Below are 20,206 nucleotides of genomic sequence, written 5' to 3' on the forward strand. Positions count from 1 at the left end.
GGATCTGCCGCCGTCGCGGCGGGCGCGGCGGCGGTGCTGGCGGCCCGCCCGGTCGGCGTGCCCGCGATCATCATCGACCCAGCAGATCCGGCCCTTCAACCAGGCTCCGGGGGCACCGCGGGTGTCCTCGAACACGACACCGACGGCTCGGGTGCCGCGGTGCTCGCGGCGCTGGCCAAACTGGCTGCCGCCGTGGCCGCCGAACTGGTCGCGGGTGGGCTCACCATCGTCGGCATCACCGGCTCGTCGGGTAAGACCTCGACCAAGGACCTGATCGCCGCGGTGCTGGCGCCGCTGGGCGAGGTGGTCGCCCCGCCGGGGTCGTTCAACAACGAACTCGGTCATCCGTGGACGGTGTTGCGGGCGACCCCGTCCACCGACTACCTCGTGCTGGAGATGTCGGCGAGGCATCCGGGCAACATCGCCGCCCTGGCCGCGATCGCCCCGCCGTCGATCGCCGTCGTCCTCAACGTGGGCACCGCCCACCTCGGCGAGTTCGGCTCCCGCGAGGCCATCGCCGCGACCAAATCTGAGTTACCGCAAGCAGTTCCGGCGTCCGGGGTGGTGATCCTCAACATCGACGACCCGGTGGTGGCGGGGATGGCGGACAAGACCGCGGCCCGTGTGGTGCGGGTGGGCCGGACTTCCGATGCCTCGGTGGCCGACGTGCGCGCCGACGACATCGTCCTCGACCCGCTGGCGCGACCGGCCTTCACGCTGCATGCCGGCGCCGCCCACGTCGCGGTCTCGCTCGCGGTGCACGGCGACCATCAGGTGTCCAACGCCCTGTGCGCCGCGGCGGTCGCCCTGGAGTGCGGTGCGGGCCTGGACCAGGTGGCCGCCGCGCTGGGTGCCGCCGGTCCGGCGTCGCGGCAGCGGATGCAGGTCAGCACCCGCGCCGACGGGGTGACGATCGTCAACGACGCCTACAACGCGAATCCGGACTCGATGCGCGCGGGGCTGAAGGCGCTGGCCTGGATGGGACGTCAGGGCCCCCCGGAGGCCCGGAGCTGGGCGGTGCTGGGGGAGATGGCCGAGCTCGGGGACGACGCGATATCCGAGCATGACCGCATCGGCAGGCTGGCGGTGCGATTAGATGTCTCTCGACTCATCGTCGTCGGAACCGGGAGGCCTATGAGCGCCATGCTCCACGGGGCGGTCATGGAGGGGTCGTGGGGGCCCGAGGCCACCGCGGTCGCCGACGCCGACTCCGCATTGGAACTGCTCCGCGCCGAGCTCCGGGCCGGTGACGTGGTGCTGGTGAAAGCCTCGAACTCGGCGGGTCTCGGCGCGCTGGCCGACGCCCTGGTCGAGGATCCGGCCGCCGACGTCTCCGGAGAGGGCGGCGGATGAGGCAGATACTCATCGCCGTCGCGATCGCGCTGACGGTGTCGATCCTGCTGACCCCGTTCCTGATCAAGCTGTTCACCCGGCAGGGGTTCGGTCACGAGATCCGCGAGGACGGCCCGCCGAGCCACCACAAGAAGCGCGGCACCCCGTCGATGGGTGGTGTGGCGATCGTCGCAGCCATCTGGGCCAGCTACTTCGGCACCCATCTGGTCGGTGTCGTGATCGACGGCAAGGGGCCGTCCGCGTCGGGCCTGCTGGTGCTGGGGCTGGCCACCTCGCTCGGTGTCGTCGGGTTCGCCGACGACCTGATCAAGATCCGCCGTGCGCGCAACCTGGGCCTGAACAAGACCGCCAAGACCGTCGGGATACTCGTGGCGGCCGTGCTGTTCGGGGTGCTGGCCCTGCAGTTCCGCAACGCCGACGGGTTGACGCCGGGCAGCGCCGAGCTGTCGTACGTCCGCGAGATCGCGACGGTGACGTTGGCTCCGGCCGTCTTCGTGCTGTTCTGCGTCGTCATCGTCAGCGCATGGTCGAACGCGGTGAACTTCACCGACGGGCTCGACGGGCTGGCGGCGGGCGCGATGGCGATGGTCTGTGCGGCCTACGTGCTCATCACGTTCTGGCAGTTCCGCAATGCGTGCGCGACCAGCCCCGGGGTGGGCTGCTACAACGTGCGCGACCCGCTGGACCTGGCGATCATCGCGGCGGCCACGGCAGGGGCGTGCATCGGGTTCCTGTGGTGGAACGCCGCGCCCGCCAAGATCTTCATGGGCGACACCGGCTCGCTGGCCCTCGGCGGAATCATCGCCGGCCTGTCGGTGACCAGTCGCACCGAGATGCTGGCCGTGGTGCTCGGCGCACTGTTCGTCGCCGAGGTCACCTCGGTGGTGGTGCAGATCATGGCCTTCCGCACCACGGGTCGCCGGGTGTTCCGGATGGCGCCCTTCCACCACCACTTCGAGCTCGTGGGCTGGGCAGAGACCACGGTCATCATCCGCTTCTGGCTGCTGACGGCGATCGCGTGCGGGCTCGGTGTGGCGCTCTTCTACAGCGAGTGGCTGACCACCGTCGGTGCCTGAGGTGTTGGAACTGGCCGGTGCCGATGTCCTGGTGACGGGTGCGGGGATCACCGGGCGCGCGATCCTCGCCGCGCTGACGCCGCTGGGGGCCCGTGCGACGCTGACCGATGACAGCCCGTCGGCTCTGACGTCGTTCGCCCAGCAGGGGGTCGCGGTCATCGACCCCGCCGACGCCGTCGAGCGGATGTCCGACTTCGCGCTTGTCGTCACCAGCCCGGGGTTCCCGCCCACCGCGCCGGTCCTCGCGGCCGCCGCGGCGGGTGGTGTCCCGATCTGGGGTGATGTCGAGTTGGCCTGGCGGCTCGACCAGTCGGGGCGGTTCGGTCCGCCGCGGAAATGGCTGGTCGTCACCGGAACCAACGGCAAGACCACGACGACTTCGATGCTGCACGCGATGCTCGAGGCGGCCGGACTTCGTGCGGCGCTCTGCGGCAACATCGGCGACCCGGTGCTCGACGTGCTGGCCGAGCCGGCCGACCTGTTCGCCGTCGAGCTGTCCAGCTTCCAGCTGTACTGGGCCCCGTCCCTGCGCCCCGCGGCGGGGGTGGTGCTCAACGTCGCCGAGGACCACCTGGACTGGCACGGCTCGATGGCGGCGTATGCGCAGGCCAAGGCGCGGGTGCTGACCGGGCGGGTGGCCGCCGCCGGACTCGACGACCCCGTCGCGGCCCAGCTCCTCGAGGAGTCCGCCGCCCCGGTCAAGGTCGGATTCCGGTTGGGTGACCCCGCCCCCGGCGAGGTGGGGGTCCGTGACGGCGCGCTCGTCGACAACGCGTTCGGCCACGGCCTGGTGCTCGCCCCGACGGACAGCATCCCGGTGGCCGGTCCGGTCGGTGTCCTCGATGCGCTGGCCGCGGCCTGCCTGGCGCGCGCGACCGATGTGCCTGCTCAGGCGATCGCCGACGCGCTGGCCGCTTTCCGGGTGGGCAGACACCGCGCCGAGGTCGTCGCGGTCGCCGACGGTGTCACCTACGTGGACGACTCCAAGGCCACCAACCCGCATGCCGCGCAGGCATCGATCGGTGCCTACCCGCGGGTGGTCTGGGTGGCCGGCGGCCTGCTCAAGGGCGCGTCGGCCGACGAGATGATCGCTGCGGTCGCAAACCGCCTGGTCGGCGCGGTGTTGATCGGTCGGGACAGCAAGGTGCTCGGGGAGGCGTTATCGCGACACGCACCGGATGTCCCCGTAGTCGAGCTTGTGACAGGGGAGGATTCTGGGGTGCTTGAGAAAGCTGAGCCAGATGAGACAGCTGTTACTCGTGTGACTCGAATGGTTCACATCGGGGAACGGCCGGTGGCCGACGCGGTGATGGCGGCCGTCGTCGATGCCGCACGTGCCATGGCCCGACCCGGGGACGCCGTGCTTCTGGCCCCGGCCGGCGCCTCGTTCGACCAGTTCAGCGGCTACGGTCACCGCGGCGACTCGTTCGCCGCGGCTGTGCGCGTCGCGATCGGGTAGCGCCCGTGAGCAACGTCCTCACCAGGCTGCGCAACCGTCGCGCCAACCCCGCAGCCGACGACCCGGCCCAGTCGCTGGTCGGCGCCGACTCCGCGGCGCGCGGCCCCCGCACCCGGTTCGGGGCGTGGCTCGGACGGCCGATGACGTCGTTCCACCTCATCATCGCCGTCGCGGCGCTGTTGACCACGATGGGCCTGACCATGGTGCTGTCGGCCTCCGGCGTGTACTCCTACGACACCGACGGCTCCCCGTGGGCGGTGTTCGCCAAGCAGCTGCTGTGGACGACCATCGGCCTGCTCGCGTTCTACATCGCGCTGAGGATGCCGATACAGGCGATGCGCAAGCTCGCCTTCACCGGGTTCGCGTTCAGCATCGTCCTGCTGATCCTTGTGCTGATTCCCGGGATCGGCAAGGTGGCCAACGGATCCCGCGGCTGGTTCGTCGTCGCCGGTTTCTCCATGCAGCCATCGGAACTCGCCAAGATCGCGCTGGCGATCTGGGGCGCCCATCTGCTGGCCGCACGCCGGATGGAGCAGGCGTCGCTGCGCGAGATGCTCGTCCCGCTGGTGCCCGCGGCGGTGATCGCGCTGGCGCTCGTGGTCGCCCAGCCCGACCTCGGGCAGACGCTGTCGATGGGTGTCATCCTGCTCGGCCTGCTGTGGTACGCCGGCCTGCCGCTCCGGGTGTTCCTCAGCTCGCTGGCGGCGGTGGCGGTCTCGGGCGCCGTGCTCGCGATGTCGGCCGGTTACCGCTCGGCGCGGGTGCAGTCCTGGCTGAACCCCGCCGCGGACGCGCAGGGTTCGGGCTACCAGGCGCGCCAGGCCAGGTTCGCCCTCGCCAACGGCGGCATCTTCGGTGACGGCCTCGGGCAGGGCACGGCGAAATGGAACTACCTGCCCAACGCCCACAACGACTTCATCTTCGCGATCATCGGCGAGGAGCTGGGGTTCGTCGGCGCCGCCGGCCTGCTGTGCCTGTTCGGGCTGTTCGCCTACACCGGCATGCGGATCGCGCGTCGTTCGGCCGACCCCTTCCTGCGGTTGCTGACCGCCACCGCCACGCTGTGGATTCTCAGCCAGGTGTTCATCAACGTCGGTTACGTGGTCGGCTTGCTGCCGGTCACGGGGTTGCAGCTGCCGCTGATCTCGGCGGGCGGCACCTCGACGGCCACGACGCTGTTGATGATCGGGATCATGGCCAACGCCGCACGCCACGAACCGGAGGCGGTCGCCGCACTGCGTGCAGGCCGCGACGACCGCGTAAACCGGCTACTGCGCCTGCCCCTGCCCGCGCCGTACGTCCCGACCCGCACCGAGGCCCTGCGCGACCGGCTGCGGTCGCGACCGGGTCGCAGCACCCGGCAGCCCGAGCCGCAGCCGAAGAAGCGCACCCGCGCACCCCGGGCGGCCGACCGGCCGGTCCGTCGCTCGGCGCGCACCGGCGGTGACCAGCCGGTTAAGGGCGCAAGGTCGTCGGTCGGATATGGTTCTGGCCAGCGCAAGCAGGGCCGACGGGCCCGCACACTGGAAGGTCAGCGTTACGGGTGAACACGGTGTCGGGGACGACGCGAACCGACGGAGGAGTTCCGGTGATCTCGGTGGTTCTCGCCGGCGGTGGCACGGCGGGTCACGTCGAACCGGCGATGGCCGTGGCCGACGCCTTGACCGCGCTCGAACCAGGAGTGCGCATCACCGCGCTGGGCACTGCGCGCGGACTGGAGACGCGGCTGGTGCCGCAACGCGGGTACCACCTCGAGCTGATCACCCCGGTTCCGCTGCCCCGCAAACCGTCCGCTGATCTCGTCCGGCTGCCCGGGCGGGTGCGGCGCGCTGTCAAGCAGACCCGGGCGGTGCTCGACGAGGTCCACGCCGACGTCGTCATCGGCTTCGGGGGCTATGTCGCCCTGCCCGCCTACCTCGCCGCCCGCAGCACCCGGCCGAGCAGGCGCGTGCCTGTGATCGTCCACGAGGCCAACGCCAGCGCAGGTCTGGCCAACAGGGTGGGTGCCAGGTCGGCACAACGGGTGCTCTCCGCGGTGCCCGACTCCGGCCTGCGCAACGTCGAGGTCGTCGGGATGCCGGTGCGCGAGACGATCACCTCGCTGGACCGCAAGGCGCTGCGCGCCGAGGCCCGCGCCCACTTCGGTTTCGCCGACGACGCGCGGGTTCTGCTGGTGTTCGGCGGTTCACAGGGTGCCCAGTCGCTCAACAGGGCGGTGGCTGCGGCTGCGGAAGACCTTGCAAAACAGGGTGTTTCGGTCCTTCACGCGCACGGCCCGAAGAACACCCTCGAGCTGCGTGCCCCGGGAGCCGGGGATCCGCCGTATGTCGCGGTGCCGTACCTGGACCGGATGGATCTGGCCTACGCCGCAGCGGATCTGGCGATCTGCAGGTCCGGGGCGATGACGGTCGCCGAGGTTTCCGCGGTCGGGTTGCCCGCCGTGTACGTACCGCTGCCCATCGGCAACGGCGAGCAGCGCCTCAATGCCCTGCCGGTGGTCGAGGCGGGCGGCGGCCTGATCGTCGACGACCGGGATCTCACCGCTGGTTTCGTCGCCGACACGGTGGCCTCGCTGCTCAACGACCAGGCCAGGCTCACGGCGATGACGGCCGCTGCCGCACTGGCCGGGCACCGTGATGCCGCGTACCGGGTGGCCGAGGTGGCCCTCGAGGTCGCCCGGGCGGCACGCGACGGGCGGCAGCGCCGATGACCACTCCCGACCAGCCCACCGATCTGCCCGAGGACCTGCACCGGGTCCACATGGTGGGCATCGGCGGGGCAGGCATGTCGGGCATCGCGCGCATCCTGCTGGACCGCGGCGGCATGGTGTCCGGATCCGACGCCAAGGAGTCGCGCGGGGTGGTCGCCCTGCGGGCCCGCGGCGCCGCGATCCGAATAGGGCACGACGCGTCCTCGTTGGACATGCTGCCCGGCGGTCCGACGGCGGTGGTGACCACCCACGCGGCCATCCCGAAGACCAACCCCGAGCTGGTCGAGGCCCGCAGGCGGGGTATCCCGGTGATCCTGCGCCCGGCGGTGCTGGCGAAGTTGATGGCCGGGTACACCACGCTGATGGTGACCGGCACGCACGGCAAGACCACCAGCACCTCCATGCTCATCGTGGCGTTGCAGCACAGCGGATTCGACCCGTCGTTCGCGGTGGGTGGCGACCTGGGGGAGGCCGGCACCAACGCCCACCGCGGAAGCGGTACGTGCTTCGTCGCCGAGGCCGACGAGAGCGACGGTTCGCTGCTCGAATACCACCCCGACGTCGTCGTCGTGACCAACATCGAGGCCGACCACCTGGATTTCTTCGGAAGCGCGGAGGCCTACAGCGCGGTGTTCGACGAGTTCGTCGAACGCATCACGCCCGGTGGGGCCCTGGTGGTCTGCACCGATGACCCCGGTGCCGCGGCGCTGGCCGACCGCACCGGGGATCTGGGCATCCGGGTCCTGCGCTACGGGAGCAACCCGAATCTGGACGCGACGCTGGTGGACTGGGCCCAGCAGGGGACGGGCGCCGTCGCACACGTGCGGCTGCGGGGTGAGGCACAACCGCGGGTGATGCGGTTGGCGGTGCCCGGCCGGCACATGGCGCTCAACGCGATGGGCGCGCTGCTGGCCGCGGTCGAGGCGGGCGCCCAGCCCGACGCCGTGCTCGACGGCCTCGCCGGGTTCGAGGGCGTGCGCCGTCGGTTCGAGTTGGTCGGTACCGCCCACGGTGTCCGGGTCTTCGACGACTATGCCCACCATCCGACCGAGGTCCGGGCCACGCTGACGGCACTGCGCACGGTCACCGAGCAGGATGGCGCCGGCCGCGCCATCGTGGTGTTTCAACCCCATTTGTATTCCCGCACAGAGGCTTTCGCCTCGCAGTTCGGCCAGGCGCTGGATGTCGCCGACGAGGTGTTCGTGCTGGACGTGTACGCGGCACGGGAACAGCCGCTCGCCGGAGTCAGCGGAGCCACCATCGCCGAGGCGGTGACCGCGCCGGTGACCTACGTTCCCGACTTCTCGGCGGTGCCCGCGCGGGTCGCCGCTGCGGCCGGACCCGGTGACGTGGTCGTCACGATGGGGGCGGGCGACGTGACCATGCTCGGTGCCGAGATCCTGGCCGCGCTGCACGCCAAGGCCAACCGCAGCGCGCCGGGCGACCCGGGGACGGCCCCGCGATGACCGAACCGGGGCCCGAAGAGCCCGTCGCCGGCGCCGCAGACACCGGCGCCGCAGACACCGCCGCCGGGGAATCGGACGCCGAGGATTTCGAGGGACCGCGCCGCCGTGCCCGGCGAGAGCGTGAGGAACGCCGGGTGGCCCAGGCGAGGGCCACGGCCATCGAGGAGGCCCGCCGGGAGGCCAAGCGCCAGGCGCTGGGAAAGCCCGTCCAGGAGGCCAAGACGCTCGGCCGCGGCGCGGTGCGCGGACTGAAGATGTTGATGTGGACCGCCGTGATCGCGGTGCTGGTCGTGGGTCTCGGGCTGCTGCTCTATTTCACGCCGTTGATGTCGGCCCGCAGCATCGCCGTCACCGGTCTGGGTGAGGTCCCTCAGGACGAGGTCGTCGCAGCCGCGGAGGTGGCTCCCGGGACTCCGCTGTTGCAGGTGAACACCGATGCGGTGGCCGAACGGGTGGCCGGAATCCGCCGCGTCGCCTCGGTCCGGGTGCAGCGCCAGTATCCGTCGACGTTGCGGATCACCGTCGTCGAGCGGGTCCCCGTCGTGGTCAGGGACTATCCGGACGGCGTGCACCTGTTCGACCGGGACGGCGTCGATTTCGCCACCGCTCCGCCGCCGCCGGGGGTGCCCTATCTGGAAACCGAGAACCCCGGGCCCACCGATCCGGCGACCAAGGCCGCCCTCGAGGTGATGACCTCGCTGCGGCCGGACGTGGCCAGCCAGGTGGGGCGGGTGTCGGCGCCGTCGGTCGCCGCGATCACGCTGACCCTCATCGACGGCCGGGTCGTGGTGTGGGGGACCACCGATCGGACCGAGGAGAAGGCGCTCAAACTCGCCGCGCTGCTGACCCAGCCCGGGCGCACCTACGACGTGTCCAGCCCGGACCTGCCGACAGTCAAGTAGCCGTGCCGAACCGGGCCTGACACGCCGGGGAAATTTGTTGGTGAATGTGTCGGCGCGCCTGCATGAATCACATGCGCGGTCGCCCTACCGTTCTGTTTGCGCGGAACAACTTGACATAACTCTAAGCCTATGGTTGAGGTTGAGGGTTTGCTCGAGGAGACATTCCCGCGTGACGACAGGCAACCAGGCAGGAAAGGGCGATCGCAGATGAGCCGCTTGCGCCAAGAAGACAGGAAGCTGATGAGCGCTTGCGCGAAGAAGGTGCGGCGATGACCCCCCCGCATAACTACCTCGCTGTGATCAAGGTCGTCGGCATCGGCGGCGGCGGTGTCAACGCCGTCAACCGGATGATCGAACAGGGCCTCAAGGGCGTCGAGTTCATCGCGATCAACACCGACGCACAGGCGTTGTTGATGAGCGACGCCGACGTCAAACTCGACGTCGGACGCGACTCGACGCGCGGGCTGGGCGCTGGCGCCGATCCCGAGGTCGGCCGCAAGGCCGCCGAGGACGCCAAGGACGACATCGAAGAACTGTTGCGCGGCGCCGACATGGTGTTCGTCACCGCGGGTGAGGGTGGCGGCACCGGCACCGGCGGTGCGCCGGTGGTGGCGAACATCGCCCGCAAGCTGGGTGCGCTGACCGTCGGCGTGGTGACTCGGCCCTTCTCCTTCGAGGGCAAGCGCCGGAGCAATCAGGCCGAGGACGGCATCACATCGCTGCGCGAGAGCTGCGACACGCTGATCGTGATCCCCAACGACCGGCTGCTGCAGATGGGCGATGCCGCGGTGTCACTGATGGACGCTTTCCGCAGCGCCGACGAGGTACTGCTCAACGGCGTGCAGGGCATCACCGACCTGATCACCACCCCCGGCCTGATCAACGTGGACTTCGCCGACGTCAAGGGCGTCATGAGCGGGGCGGGCACGGCGCTGATGGGCATCGGGTCGGCGCGCGGCGACGGCCGGGCGCTCAAGGCCGCCGAGATCGCGATCAATTCCCCGCTGCTGGAGGCGTCGATGGAAGGCGCCCAAGGGGTGCTGCTGTCGGTGGCCGGTGGCAGCGATCTCGGTCTGTTCGAGATCAACGAGGCCGCGTCGCTGGTGCAGGAGGCCGCTCATCCCGAAGCCAACATCATCTTCGGCACCGTCATCGACGACTCGCTCGGTGACGAGGTCAGGGTGACGGTGATCGCGGCGGGCTTCGACGCGGCGGGTCCCGGGCGTAAGCCGGTGACCGGCGAGAACGCTGCCGCCGGTGCCACGCCGATCGCTCCGGGCAAGGCGGGCAAGGTGACCACGTCGCTGTTCGAGCCGGCCGATCCCGCGAGCGTGCCGGTGCACACCAACGGCGCGACCGTCCGGATCGGCGGTGACGATGGCGGCATCTCCGATGACGACGTCGACGTGCCGCCGTTCATGCGGCACTAGTTCGCGTACGGTCGCTCCGTGCCAGATCGCGCGGCCTCCGGCTCCGCCGTGCCAGATCGCGCGCCCTCCGGTCCCGCAGCCGCGTTCCGGGTGCGGCGCGTGACCACCACCCGCGCCGGCGGTGTGTCCAAGCCGCCGTTCGCGACGTTCAATCTCGGCGACCACGTGGGTGATGACCCCGACGCGGTAGCCGCGAACCGGCACCGCCTCGCCACCGCGACCGGGCTGGGTGATGACCGCATCGTGTGGATGAACCAGGTGCACGGCACCCACGTCGAGGTCGTCGACAGCGGCGACCGGACGATCGATGACACGGACGGTTTGGTCACCACGACGCCCATGTTGGCGCTGGCTGTGGTCACCGCGGACTGTGTGCCGGTGCTGATGGCCGATGCCCGCGCCGGCGTGGTCGGCGCGGTTCACGCGGGCCGGGTGGGTGCTGCGCGGGGCGTCGTGCCCCGGGCGCTGGAGACCATGGTGGCCGTAGGAGCACACGTCGGGGACGTCTCGGTGCTGCTCGGCCCGGCGGTCAGCGGAGTCAATTACGAGGTGCCCGCGGAGATGGCCGCCGAGGTGGAGCGGTCGTTGCCGGGCAGTAGGACCACCACCCGTCGCGGCACCCCCGGCCTGGACCTTCGTGCCGGGATCGCGGCACAACTGCGCAACCTCGGGGTCACCGCGATCGACCTCGATCCCCGCTGCACCGCAGCGGACCGCAACCTGTTCAGTCACCGCCGCGACGCGCCCACCGGGCGGCTGGCATCGCTGGTGTGGTTGGAGCCGGTCCCGTGACCGCCCGCGAACTCGAGCTGAGCGAATCCCTGGCCGCGGTCCGCGAGCGACTCGCGCGCGCCGCGGCGGCCGCCGGGCGCGACGTCGGCGAGATCGAACTGCTGCCGATCACGAAGTTCTTCCCGGTCAGTGACGTGGAGGTGTTGCACCGTCTGGGATGTCAGGCGTTCGGCGAGTCCCGTGACCAGGAGGCGGTGCGCAAGGTCGCCGAGATCCGCCGGACCGAGGGGTGTGCGGACATCCGCTGGCACATGGTGGGCCGCATCCAGCGCAACAAGGCGCGTTCGGTGGCCGAGTGGGCCTATGCCGCGCACTCGGTGGACACCGCGAAGGTGATCGCGGCTCTCGACCGGGCGGCGTCCGAGGCGCTCGACGAGGGGCGCAGGGCCGAACCGCTGCAGATCTACCTGCAGATCAGCCTCGACGGTGACGAGAGCCGGGGCGGGGTGGACGTCGCGGCCACCGACCGCGTCGACGACCTGTGCGGAGCCGTCGACGCGGCGCACGGTTTGCGGTTCGTCGGCCTGATGGCCATTCCGCCGCTGGGAGCAGACCCCGGCACCGCGTTCGCCCGTTTGCGGGAGGAACACCAGCGGGTACAGGCGGGGTATCAACAGCGGCTCGGGTTGTCCGCCGGCATGTCCGGCGACCTCGAGGCGGCAGTCGAACATGGTTCGACATGTGTGCGTGTCGGTACCGCGCTTCTGGGATCTCGACCGCTAACGTCACCCGAAGTAGTCACTCCAGTCACACCTTCATCACAGACACCACATACCGCTGATATCCCGGATACCTCAGCCCCCTAGACACCTAGCACCGCGAGAAGGGTCCACACGATGAGCACACTGCACAAGGTCAAGGCCTACTTCGGTATGGCGCCGATGGATGACTACGAGGACGACTACTACGAGGACGACGATCGCGTTCCGGCACGCGGTTACCGCCGGCCCCGCGAGGACCGCTTCGAGGACGACGGTTACCCGCGCGGCTATGACGACCGCGCCCGCGACTTCGACGAGCCCGCTGGTTACCGAGGTGGCCTGGCCGGTGGCTTCGAGGACTCGCGCTTCGAGGCCCGGATGCGCGCACCACGTGAATTCGACCGCACACCACCGCGATTCGGCTCGCTGCGCGGCTCCACCCGGGGTGCCCTGGCGATGGATCCGCGCGGAATGGCCGAACTGTTCGAGGCAGGAAGCCCGTTGGCCAAGATCACCACGCTGCGTCCCAAGGACTACAGCGAAGCACGCACCATCGGCGAGCGGTTCCGCGATGGCACACCGGTGATCATGGACCTGGTCTCGATGGACAACGCCGACGCCAAGCGCCTCGTCGACTTCGCTGCCGGACTGGCCTTCGCGCTCCGCGGCTCGTTCGACAAGGTCGCCACCAAGGTGTTCCTGCTGTCGCCGGCGGACGTCGACGTGACCGCCGAGCAGCGCCGCCGCATCGCCGAAGCCGGCTTCTACGCCTATCAGTGATCCGCGGCATCACCGCTGCGGCGGCTCGAATCTGCGTGCATCGGTCTGACGGGTAGGCTGACGGCGTCGCGCTGGCCCTGTCGGCCGTGAGCGGCGATCGCGCGTATCGAATGTCACACATCTGCCCGTACTGAGGACGGCCGTCGTTGTCACTCTTCTTCGAGATCCTGGGTTTTGCGCTGTTCGTGTTCTGGCTGCTCCTGATCGCCCGGGTGGTGGTCGAGTTCATCCGGTCGTTCAGCCGCGACTGGCAGCCCCGTGGCGTCACGGTGGTGGTGCTGGAGATCATCATGACGCTCACCGATCCGCCGGTGAGGCTGCTGCGACGCATCATTCCGCAGCTCACGATAGGGGCCATCAGGTTCGACCTGTCGATCATGGTGCTGTTGCTCGTCGCGTTCATCGGCATGCAGCTGGCATTCGGCGCGGCGGCCTGACGGCGGCTCTCCCAGCAGGGGAATCGGTTTCTCGAGGCCCGGTCGGCGGGCCCGGATTACGCAATGCGGCCCGTCAGTAACGTCTCGGTATTGTTGAAATTCGTCCTTAATTATCGCCTCGCCTGCAACCGCCGGGTCTGGTGTGACAGGATGGACGCCAGTTACTCTCCACCAAGGCTCTACACTTTGAGATCGTTTGACGATCCAGACTTCAAGGGGGCAGACGATGCCGCTCACACCTGCCGACGTGCATAACGTCGCGTTCAGTAAGCCACCAATCGGCAAGCGCGGCTACAACGAGGACGAGGTCGACGCGTTCCTCGACCTCGTCGAGAATGAGCTGTCCCGCCTCATCGAGGAGAACAGCGATCTTCGCCAGCGGGTCGCCGAGCTGGACCAGGAGCTCGCCTCGGCGGGCTCCGGTGCGGGCGGCGTCCAGTCGACGCAGGCGATCCCAGTCTACGAGCCGGAGCCCGAGCCCGCACCGCCACCGCCGCAGCCTGTTTACGAGGCGCCGGCCGCGCAGCCGGCCGCCCCCTCCGAGGACCAGCACCTGCGCGCCGCGAAGGTGCTGAGTCTGGCCCAGGAGACCGCCGACCGGTTGACGGGAAGCGCCAAGGCCGAGTCCGACAAGATGCTCGCCGACGCCCGCGCCCAGGCCGATGCCATGGTCACCGAGGCTCGTCAGACCGCCGAGACCACCGTCACCGAGGCGCGCCAGCGCGCCGACGCCATGCTGGCCGATGCGCAAACCCGCTCCGAGACGCAGCTGCGGCAGGCTCAGGAGAAAGCCGACGCCCTGCAGGCCGACGCCGAGCGCAAGCACTCCGAGATCATGGGCACCATCAACCAGCAGCGCACGGTGCTCGAAGGGCGACTCGAGCAGTTGCGCACCTTCGAGCGCGAGTACCGCACCCGCTTGAAGACCTACCTGGAGTCGCAGCTCGAGGAGCTGGGCCAGCGCGGCTCGGCCGCACCTGTCGATTCCGGCGCCAACAACGAGGGCGGATTCAATCAGTTCAACCGGGGCAACAACTAGTTCCGTGCACCTCCGACCAACACCTAGCGGGGCAAAGTCATGCTGATCGTCGCGCTCGTGCTCGCCGTCGTCGGTCTCGCGGCGCTGGTGACCGCCGTGGTGACCAGCAATGAGCTCATCGCATGGGTGTGCATCGTCGCCAGCGTCATCGGGGTGTTGCTCCTGATCGTCGATGCGCTGCGCTCCAAGCGCACCGGGGGTCACCAGTCCGATGAGTCCGGGGACGTGGCCGACGAGAACGACGTCGTCTACGACGAGGACTACCCCGAGGAAGCGCCCGTCGCGGCGGATTACGACGACGCCACCACCGACGAGGGCGCTCCGTCCGATTACGAGGCGTCCGATTACGAGGCGTCCGATCATGAGGCGTCCGACCTCGAAGCCGTTCCTCACGACCGCGAAGAGGACACCCCCGTGGTCAGCGGGGAGCAAGACCCGCACGCCGACACCGCGAGCGAGGATCCCACCAAGCGCTGAGCCCCTCTGTGGTTCAACAGTTTTCGGTGACCGGACCGCGCTGGTCGGTCGGTGTGGCCAGCAGGTCGCGCACTTCGTCGTCCCCGACCTGCCGGAAATCCTCGTAGAGCTGCCCCACCGCGCGGAAGCCGGCCGGCATCGTCGAGCACACCACGTCGTCGGCCTCGGTGCGCAGCCGTCGGCACACGGATGGCGGCCCGACCGGCACCGCCACGACGATGTGTGTCGCGCCCGATCGCCGCACCGACCGCACCGCGGCGAGCATGCTGGCGCCCGTGGCGACTCCGTCGTCGACGAGGATCACGGTCCGGCCGGCCACCTCCAGCGGTCCGCGATCGGCACGGTAGGCCGTCTCGCGCCGGTGCAACTCCGCCGTCTCGCGGGTGATCACGTCGCGGATCTGCTCGTCGCTGATGTGCAGGCTCGCGACCAGGTCGTCGTTGAGCACGACACCACCCCCGGTGGCCAGGGCGCCCATCGCCAGTTCCGGCCACTGCGGCACACCCAACTTGCGCACCAGGCAGACGTCCAGCGGAGCATGGAGAAACGCCGCGACCTCCCAACCCACCGGCACGCCGCCCCGGGCAAGGCCGAGCACCCGGACGTCATCGCTTCCCCGGTGGCGGGCGAGACCTCGTGCCACCACGCCGCCCGCCTGCCGGCGGTCTCGGAAGGTTCGCAGGGTATCGCTCATCGCACAGTCATCGTTCGGTGATCACAGTGTCGCCCGCACAGGCGGATACCCGCGGCCGATCCAGGGCAATCCCTGACCCGGGCGGCGACGAATGATTACAGGGACTACAAGCGCGTGTGCGATCACACTGGAGGACCATGGGAATCGACTACGACAGCGTCATCGACCATCCGCTCGACGAGGTGTGGGGATGGCACGCGCGGCCGGGCGCGATGCGCCGGCTCGTGCCCCCGTGGCAGCCGATGACCGTGCTGGAGGAGGCGGACTCGCTGTCCGACGGGGTCGCGGTTCTGGGCTTGCCCGCCGGGCTGCGCTGGGTGGCCCGTCACGACCCGTCGGCATACATCCCGGGCAGCAGGTTCGCCGACGAGCTCTCGTCGCGCGGACCCGCATCGTGGCCCGCCCGGGTGGTCGGAAGGTGGCGGCACACGCATACGTTCAGCGACATCGGTGGCCGAACCCGGATCAACGACCTGGTCGAGACCGCGGTGCCGGCCGCGGCGCTACGGCCGACGTTCGTCTACCGGCATCGCCAGCTCGTCGACGACCTCGCCGCGCACCGCGACGCCGGCGCTGCGGGCGCCACGCCGCTGGTCATCGCACTCACGGGGGCGTCGGGCCTCGTCGGATCGGCACTCAGTGCGTTCCTGACCACGGGCGGTCACCGGGTGATCAGGCTGGTTCGCGGGTCCCCGCGCGGCGCTGACGAGCGGCTGTGGAACCCACAGGCCCCCGCCGCCGGCCTGCTCAGCGGCGTCGACGCCGTGGTGCATCTGGCGGGTGCGTCGATCGCGGGCCGCTTCACCGACGCTCACCGGGCGGCGATCAGGGACAGTCGTATCGAACCCACCCGCCTGTTGGCGGCGGCGGCCGCCGCCGCGGAGGACGGGCCGCGCGTCTTCGTCAGCGCGTCAGCGGTCGGCTTCTACGGGTTCGACCGCGGTGACACGCAGTTGACCGAGGACAGCAGCCGCGGCGACGGGTTCCTCGCCGACGTGGTCGCGGACTGGGAGGCAGCGACCGCCCCCGCGGCCGACGGCGGGCTGCGGGTGGTCAAGGTGCGGACCGGGATCGTGCAGGCGGCCGCGGGCGGGACGCTGCGGCTGCTCCGGCCGCTGTTCACGGCGGGGCTCGGCGGTCCGGTGGCCGGCGGGAAGCAGTGGCTGTCCTGGATCGGCCTCGACGATCTGATCGACGTCTACTACCGGTCGCTCTACGATGACCGGCTCAGCGGACCGGTCAACGCGGTCGGTCCCGACCCCGTGCGTAATGCCGAGTACACCCACGAGCTGGCCCGCGTGCTGCACCGTCCCGCGATCATTCCGGTCCCGTCGCTGGGCACCCGGCTGCTGCTGGGGGAACAGGGTGCCCGCGAGCTCGCGCAGGCGAGCCAGCGGGTGGTGCCGTCGAAGCTGTTGGCCGCCGGTCACCGCTTCCGGCATCCGGACGTCGGCGATGCGTTGGCGCATCAGCTGGGCAGGGGCTGACCCGCCGCGTAGGTCAGGAAGCCGCGCACCAGCCCACGAATCCGCGACGCGGCGTCTTCGGCGAGCTCGGCTGTGCGGCTGAACAATTCGTCGTGCGTGAGACCGGCGGTCGCGACCTCGCCGTCGCGGTCGGCGGCCAGCCAGACCTTGAGAAGGTCGGCGTCGACCTCGGGGTGGAACTGCAGCGCCATCGCCCGGCCGAGCACGAAAGCCTGGGACGCGTTCGCGGTCCTGGCGAGCTCGGTGGCGCCGGGCGGCAGGGTCCAGCGGTCGAAATGCCACTGGAACCACGGACCGCCCGGCACGAGGTCGGGCCGATCGCTGTGAACGTCGTGCCAGCCGATCTCCGGGTGCGACGAGCGTGCCACCGTGCCGCCGAAGGCCTGAGCGATCAACTGGCCGCCGAAACACACTCCCAGCAGCGCGGTCCCACGCTCGGCGGCGTCACGTATCAACTGCATCTCGGTGCCCACCCAGGTGCTTCGCAACGCCTCGTCGTACACCGGCCATGAGGCTCCGAGCGGGACCAGCACGTCGTATCCGGCCGGATCGGGGAACGTGACGTCACCCGCCGGATCGTCGGACCGCTCGGCGGGGACCACATCGAACGTCTCGACGTCGAAGCCGTGGTCGGTGAACGCGTCACCGAGCAACGCTTCCGTCGCGATGTGCTCGTTGCGTAGGAACAGGACCCTGGGTGCCACGGGACCATTATTTCGGTGGCATCGGCGGCGCGTCGTCGGGGGCCATCTCCGCTCCGATCTCGCGGAACAATGCCTCCGCCTCGTTGGAGTAGTCGCCCCGGTCGTCGAAGGCCTCGGAGGCGAACGTGGTGGCGACGGCGATCGCGATCTTCTGCGAGGGCAGGTACGCCTCGGCGGCCGCATAGCCGGCGAACATCGGGTTCTGCATCAGCCAGTTGCCGGAGATGACGATCCCGAGTCCGTAGGTGTAGCCCTCGGTCATCTCCATGCACGTCGTGCAGCCGGGCTGGGTGCGCGTCTTGCCGCGCAGTTCCGTCGACACCATCTGCTCGTAGGACTCGGGACGCAACAGCTTCCCGGAGCCGATGCCCACCGCGGTCGCCTCGAGGTCGTAGATGTTGGAGGTCTGGACGGCGCCGTGGGTGATGGTCCACGACGGGTTCCAGAACGTCGACTCCTCGTAGAACGGTGTGTCCGTCGGGATCCCGAGTGGCTCGCGGCGTTCGGAGGTGAACGCGTGTAACACCGGCGCCGGGATCTCCGGGGTCAGCGAGGCGACGGTGTTAGTGAGTCCGAGTGGCCGGAGAACCTTGTCGGACAACAACTCCTCCATCTTCTCTCCGGTGGCCTTCTCCAGTGCCATTCCCAGCAGGACGTAGTTGGTGTGTGCGTAGTTCCAGTTCGTCCCCGGTTTGTACAGCAGCGGCTTGGAGATGGCGAACTCGAGGAGGTCGTGGGTGGTCCAGGCGCGGAACGGATCGGCGAAAAGCGCGTCGTTCATCGCGGTGTTACCGATGACGTAATCGACGTACCCGGACGTCATCTGGGCGAGTTGACGCAGCGTCACCTCATCGGCGTGCGGGATCTCGGGCAGCCACGTCGACAGCTTGTCGTCCAGACTCAGCGTCCCTTCCTCAACGAGTCTCAGCAGCAGTGTCGCAACATACGAGATCGCGACCGCACCGTTGCGGAAGTGCATCGCCGGGGTCGCCGGGACACCCGTCATCGACTCTCCGACGGCCTCGGTGACCACCTCTCTGCCATCGACCGTCACCCGGACGACGACCGCTCTGAGGTGGGACTGGGTGACCGCCTCGCGCACGATACGCATGACGGCGTCCGCTTTCGCCGAATCCGCGTTCGACGCGGGTGGGTCGGTACTGACGGAAACCGGCGTGCAGGCGGTCAGCAGTATCAACGAGCAGGCCGCTGCGGTCAGGCGGCGCATGAAGGGCATCTCCGGATCCTTTCAGAGCGTGCGTGCTGAGGGAGTCCGATCGCGGCTACCATGGGGAAGGCATGAATCTGTCTGGTGCACTTCCGTTCACGATCGTCGTGGTCTTCGCGGTCGCGATGCACTTCGCATTCATCGTCTATCTGGTCCTCGGGGGCTTCCTCGCATGGCGCTGGCCCGCCACCATCGGGTTGCACATCGCAGTGGTGGTGTGGGGTGCGGTGGGGCTGGCGCTCGGTCTGCCGTGTCCGCTGACCGATCTCGAGCGTGTCGCCCGTGCGGGTGCCGGGATGGGGCCGTTGCCCCCGGAGGGTTTCATCGAGCATTACGTCACCGGGGTGTGGTACCCGTCCGACCTCGGGGGCCTGGTTCAAACGCTGGTCTTCGTCGCCGTTCTGGGCTCCTGGGTGGGTCTCCGGATCCGGCGTCGGACGCGCGCGGCGACGGCTGTCGGGGCTGTGTTCTAGTCTGGGTTCATGTTCGAATGTTTGTTCGATGTGGATCCGGGGGCGGGTGAGGCTGCGCTGCGGGATCAGGTCGAGCAGCTTGAACGGTTGAAGTCGGCGACGGCGGCGGCGCAGGCGCGGGTGACGGCGTTGTGGGCTGCTAAACGCCGNGCTGCCGAGGAGGCCGCCGGGGTTCCGGCCCGCAAACGTGGCATGGGGCTGGCGTCGGAGGTGGCGTTGGCCCGCCANGACGCCCCGTCGTGCGGGAACCGGCACCTCGGGTTCGCTCAGGCGCTGGTGCANGAGATGCCGCACACTCTGGCCGCGCTGGAGTCGGGGGTGCTCTCGGAGTGGCGGGCCACGCTGATCGTCAAACAATCGGCCTGCCTGTCGGTGGAGCATCGCCGCGCGTTGGACGCCGAACTGTGCGCTGAGGTCACGGAGTTGGCGGGCTGGGGCAACGACCGGGTGGAGGCCGAAGCCAAGAGGATCGCCGCCCGCCTGGACGCCGCGGCGGTGGTGGCCCGCTCAGCCAAGGCCGCCGCCGACCGTGGGGTGTGGATCCGCCCGGCCCCCGACACCATGACCTACGTGACCGTGCTGTTGCCTGTGCAGCAGGGGGTGGCGGTGTTCGCCGNGCTCAAGCGTGAGGCCGACGTGAGCTGTGATGGGCGCTCGCGGGGGCAGGTGATGGCCGACACCGCCTACCAACGCCTCACCGGCCGGCCGGCCGAACAGCCGGTGCCGGTGGCGTTGAATCTGGTGATGGCCGACACCACGCTGGCCGGCGACGATCACGAACCGGCCTGGCTGGCCGGCTTTGGGCCGATCCCGGCCGGGTTCGCGCGCCGACTCACCGGCGACGCGGTCGCCGACAAGGCGGTGAAGGCCACGCTGCGGCGGCTCTACCGCCACCCGAAATCCGGGCAACTGGTGGCCATGGAATCCCGGGCGAGGATTTTCCCGAAAGCGCTGGCCGCCTTCCTCCGGTTGCGCGATCAGCGGTGCCGGACCCCGTT

At 69.8% G+C, this 20,206-nt stretch carries 20 protein-coding genes; 17 read left to right on the forward strand and 3 right to left on the reverse strand.

The window, feature by feature from the left end; all coding sequences use genetic code 11:
- From H7I57_RS00930 to H7I57_RS00995, 14 genes are all read left to right on the forward strand, one after another.
- A partial coding sequence (locus H7I57_RS00930) for a UDP-N-acetylmuramoyl-tripeptide--D-alanyl-D-alanine ligase (protein WP_264021355.1) occupies positions 1-1,353 on the forward strand: 1,353 nt, incomplete at its 5' end.
- Positions 1,350-2,429, forward strand: coding sequence for a phospho-N-acetylmuramoyl-pentapeptide-transferase (gene mraY, locus H7I57_RS00935; protein ID WP_264021356.1), 1,080 nt, complete (start codon positions 1,350-1,352; stop codon positions 2,427-2,429). The genes H7I57_RS00930 and mraY, both read left to right, overlap by 4 nt.
- On the forward strand, positions 2,422-3,888 hold the full coding sequence (gene murD / locus H7I57_RS00940) for a UDP-N-acetylmuramoyl-L-alanine--D-glutamate ligase (protein WP_264021357.1): 1,467 nt from the start codon (positions 2,422-2,424) through the stop codon (positions 3,886-3,888). Before mraY ends, murD begins: the two co-directional genes overlap by 8 nt.
- Before the next feature lie 5 nt (positions 3,889-3,893).
- Positions 3,894-5,435 carry a putative lipid II flippase FtsW gene (gene ftsW, locus H7I57_RS00945; protein ID WP_264021359.1) on the forward strand — a complete coding sequence of 514 codons (1,542 nt, stop codon included), beginning with the start codon at positions 3,894-3,896 and terminating at the stop codon, positions 5,433-5,435.
- A gap of 5 nt (positions 5,436-5,440) precedes the next feature.
- Positions 5,441-6,598 carry an undecaprenyldiphospho-muramoylpentapeptide beta-N-acetylglucosaminyltransferase gene (murG, locus tag H7I57_RS00950; protein WP_372510080.1) on the forward strand — a complete coding sequence of 386 codons (1,158 nt, stop codon included), beginning with the start codon at positions 5,441-5,443 and terminating at the stop codon, positions 6,596-6,598.
- On the forward strand, positions 6,595-8,064 hold the full coding sequence (gene murC, locus H7I57_RS00955; RefSeq protein ID WP_264021361.1) for a UDP-N-acetylmuramate--L-alanine ligase: 1,470 nt from the start codon (positions 6,595-6,597) through the stop codon (positions 8,062-8,064). The genes murG and murC overlap by 4 nt, the downstream gene beginning before the upstream one ends.
- Positions 8,061-8,966 carry a cell division protein FtsQ/DivIB gene (locus H7I57_RS00960; RefSeq protein WP_264021362.1) on the forward strand — a complete coding sequence of 302 codons (906 nt, stop codon included), beginning with the start codon at positions 8,061-8,063 and terminating at the stop codon, positions 8,964-8,966. Before murC ends, H7I57_RS00960 begins: the two co-directional genes overlap by 4 nt.
- Positions 8,967-9,235: 269 nt before the next feature.
- Complete coding sequence (gene ftsZ, locus H7I57_RS00965; protein WP_264021363.1) at positions 9,236-10,396, forward strand: cell division protein FtsZ; 1,161 nt, start codon at positions 9,236-9,238, stop codon at positions 10,394-10,396.
- Positions 10,397-10,444: 48 nt separating this feature from the next.
- Entirely contained in the window at positions 10,445-11,188 is a 744-nt protein-coding gene (pgeF, locus tag H7I57_RS00970) for a peptidoglycan editing factor PgeF (protein ID WP_264021376.1), read from the forward strand.
- Positions 11,185-11,994 (forward strand): YggS family pyridoxal phosphate-dependent enzyme, encoded by an 810-nt coding sequence (locus H7I57_RS00975; protein ID WP_264021364.1) that lies wholly within the window; start codon positions 11,185-11,187, stop codon positions 11,992-11,994. The genes pgeF and H7I57_RS00975 overlap by 4 nt, the downstream gene beginning before the upstream one ends.
- A gap of 30 nt (positions 11,995-12,024) precedes the next feature.
- On the forward strand, positions 12,025-12,669 hold the full coding sequence (locus H7I57_RS00980; protein WP_264021365.1) for a cell division protein SepF: 645 nt from the start codon (positions 12,025-12,027) through the stop codon (positions 12,667-12,669).
- Positions 12,670-12,815: 146 nt separating this feature from the next.
- Positions 12,816-13,106, forward strand: a complete 291-nt coding sequence (locus tag H7I57_RS00985) for a YggT family protein (RefSeq protein ID WP_264021366.1) — start codon at positions 12,816-12,818, stop codon at positions 13,104-13,106.
- Positions 13,107-13,332: 226 nt separating this feature from the next.
- Entirely contained in the window at positions 13,333-14,145 is an 813-nt protein-coding gene (gene wag31 / locus H7I57_RS00990; RefSeq protein WP_264021367.1) for a DivIVA-like cell division protein Wag31, read from the forward strand.
- Positions 14,146-14,184: 39 nt separating this feature from the next.
- Positions 14,185-14,622, forward strand: a complete 438-nt coding sequence (locus tag H7I57_RS00995; RefSeq protein WP_264021368.1) for a DUF308 domain-containing protein — start codon at positions 14,185-14,187, stop codon at positions 14,620-14,622.
- A gap of 13 nt (positions 14,623-14,635) precedes the next feature.
- Here the strand turns inward: H7I57_RS00995 and H7I57_RS01000 are convergent, their stop codons facing one another.
- Positions 14,636-15,316, reverse strand: a complete 681-nt coding sequence (locus H7I57_RS01000) for a phosphoribosyltransferase (RefSeq protein ID WP_264021369.1) — start codon at positions 15,314-15,316, stop codon at positions 14,636-14,638.
- 137 nt (positions 15,317-15,453) lie between these two features.
- Here H7I57_RS01000 and H7I57_RS01005 point away from each other — a divergent pair, with 137 nt between their 5' ends.
- Positions 15,454-16,803 (forward strand): TIGR01777 family oxidoreductase, encoded by a 1,350-nt coding sequence (locus H7I57_RS01005; RefSeq protein WP_264021370.1) that lies wholly within the window; start codon positions 15,454-15,456, stop codon positions 16,801-16,803.
- Here H7I57_RS01005 and H7I57_RS01010 read toward each other — a convergent pair.
- Entirely contained in the window at positions 16,785-17,507 is a 723-nt protein-coding gene (locus H7I57_RS01010; RefSeq protein WP_264021371.1) for a type 1 glutamine amidotransferase, read from the reverse strand. The two genes, H7I57_RS01005 and H7I57_RS01010, sit on opposite strands and share 19 nt — an antisense overlap.
- A gap of 7 nt (positions 17,508-17,514) precedes the next feature.
- The gene (locus H7I57_RS01015; RefSeq protein ID WP_264021373.1) at positions 17,515-18,744 is read right to left on the reverse strand and encodes a serine hydrolase domain-containing protein; all 1,230 of its coding nucleotides are present in this window, start codon (positions 18,742-18,744) and stop codon (positions 17,515-17,517) included.
- 62 nt (positions 18,745-18,806) lie between these two features.
- Between H7I57_RS01015 and H7I57_RS01020 the strand changes: the two genes are divergently transcribed.
- A complete protein-coding gene (locus tag H7I57_RS01020; RefSeq protein WP_372510079.1) occupies positions 18,807-19,208 on the forward strand; it encodes a DUF2784 domain-containing protein in 402 nt (133 codons plus the stop codon).
- Between the two features lie 9 nt (positions 19,209-19,217).
- Positions 19,218-20,206, forward strand: a 989-nt coding sequence (locus tag H7I57_RS01025) for a 13E12 repeat family protein (RefSeq protein ID WP_264021374.1), incomplete at its 3' end; no start/stop codon positions are given.

Origin of the sequence: Mycolicibacterium pyrenivorans (assembly GCF_025821625.1) — a bacterium.
GTDB lineage: Bacteria > Actinomycetota > Actinomycetes > Mycobacteriales > Mycobacteriaceae > Mycobacterium > Mycobacterium pyrenivorans.

What these genes read in the sequence shown, in the direction of transcription:
- mraY (WP_264021356.1), top strand. Translation starts at nt 1,350, where the DNA reads ATGAGGCAGATACTCATCGCCGTCGCGATCGCGCTGACGGTGTCGATC.
- murC (WP_264021361.1), top strand. Translation starts at nt 6,595, where the DNA reads ATGACCACTCCCGACCAGCCCACCGATCTGCCCGAGGACCTGCACCGG.
- H7I57_RS00960 (WP_264021362.1), top strand. Translation starts at nt 8,061, where the DNA reads ATGACCGAACCGGGGCCCGAAGAGCCCGTCGCCGGCGCCGCAGACACC.
- ftsZ (WP_264021363.1), top strand. Translation starts at nt 9,236, where the DNA reads ATGACCCCCCCGCATAACTACCTCGCTGTGATCAAGGTCGTCGGCATC.
- H7I57_RS00980 (WP_264021365.1), top strand. Translation starts at nt 12,025, where the DNA reads ATGAGCACACTGCACAAGGTCAAGGCCTACTTCGGTATGGCGCCGATG.
- wag31 (WP_264021367.1), top strand. Translation starts at nt 13,333, where the DNA reads ATGCCGCTCACACCTGCCGACGTGCATAACGTCGCGTTCAGTAAGCCA.
- H7I57_RS00995 (WP_264021368.1), top strand. Translation starts at nt 14,185, where the DNA reads ATGCTGATCGTCGCGCTCGTGCTCGCCGTCGTCGGTCTCGCGGCGCTG.
- H7I57_RS01000 (WP_264021369.1), bottom strand. Translation starts at nt 15,316, where the DNA reads ATGAGCGATACCCTGCGAACCTTCCGAGACCGCCGGCAGGCGGGCGGC.
- H7I57_RS01005 (WP_264021370.1), top strand. Translation starts at nt 15,454, where the DNA reads ATGGGAATCGACTACGACAGCGTCATCGACCATCCGCTCGACGAGGTG.
- H7I57_RS01015 (WP_264021373.1), bottom strand. Translation starts at nt 18,744, where the DNA reads ATGCCCTTCATGCGCCGCCTGACCGCAGCGGCCTGCTCGTTGATACTG.
- H7I57_RS01020 (WP_372510079.1), top strand. Translation starts at nt 18,807, where the DNA reads ATGAATCTGTCTGGTGCACTTCCGTTCACGATCGTCGTGGTCTTCGCG.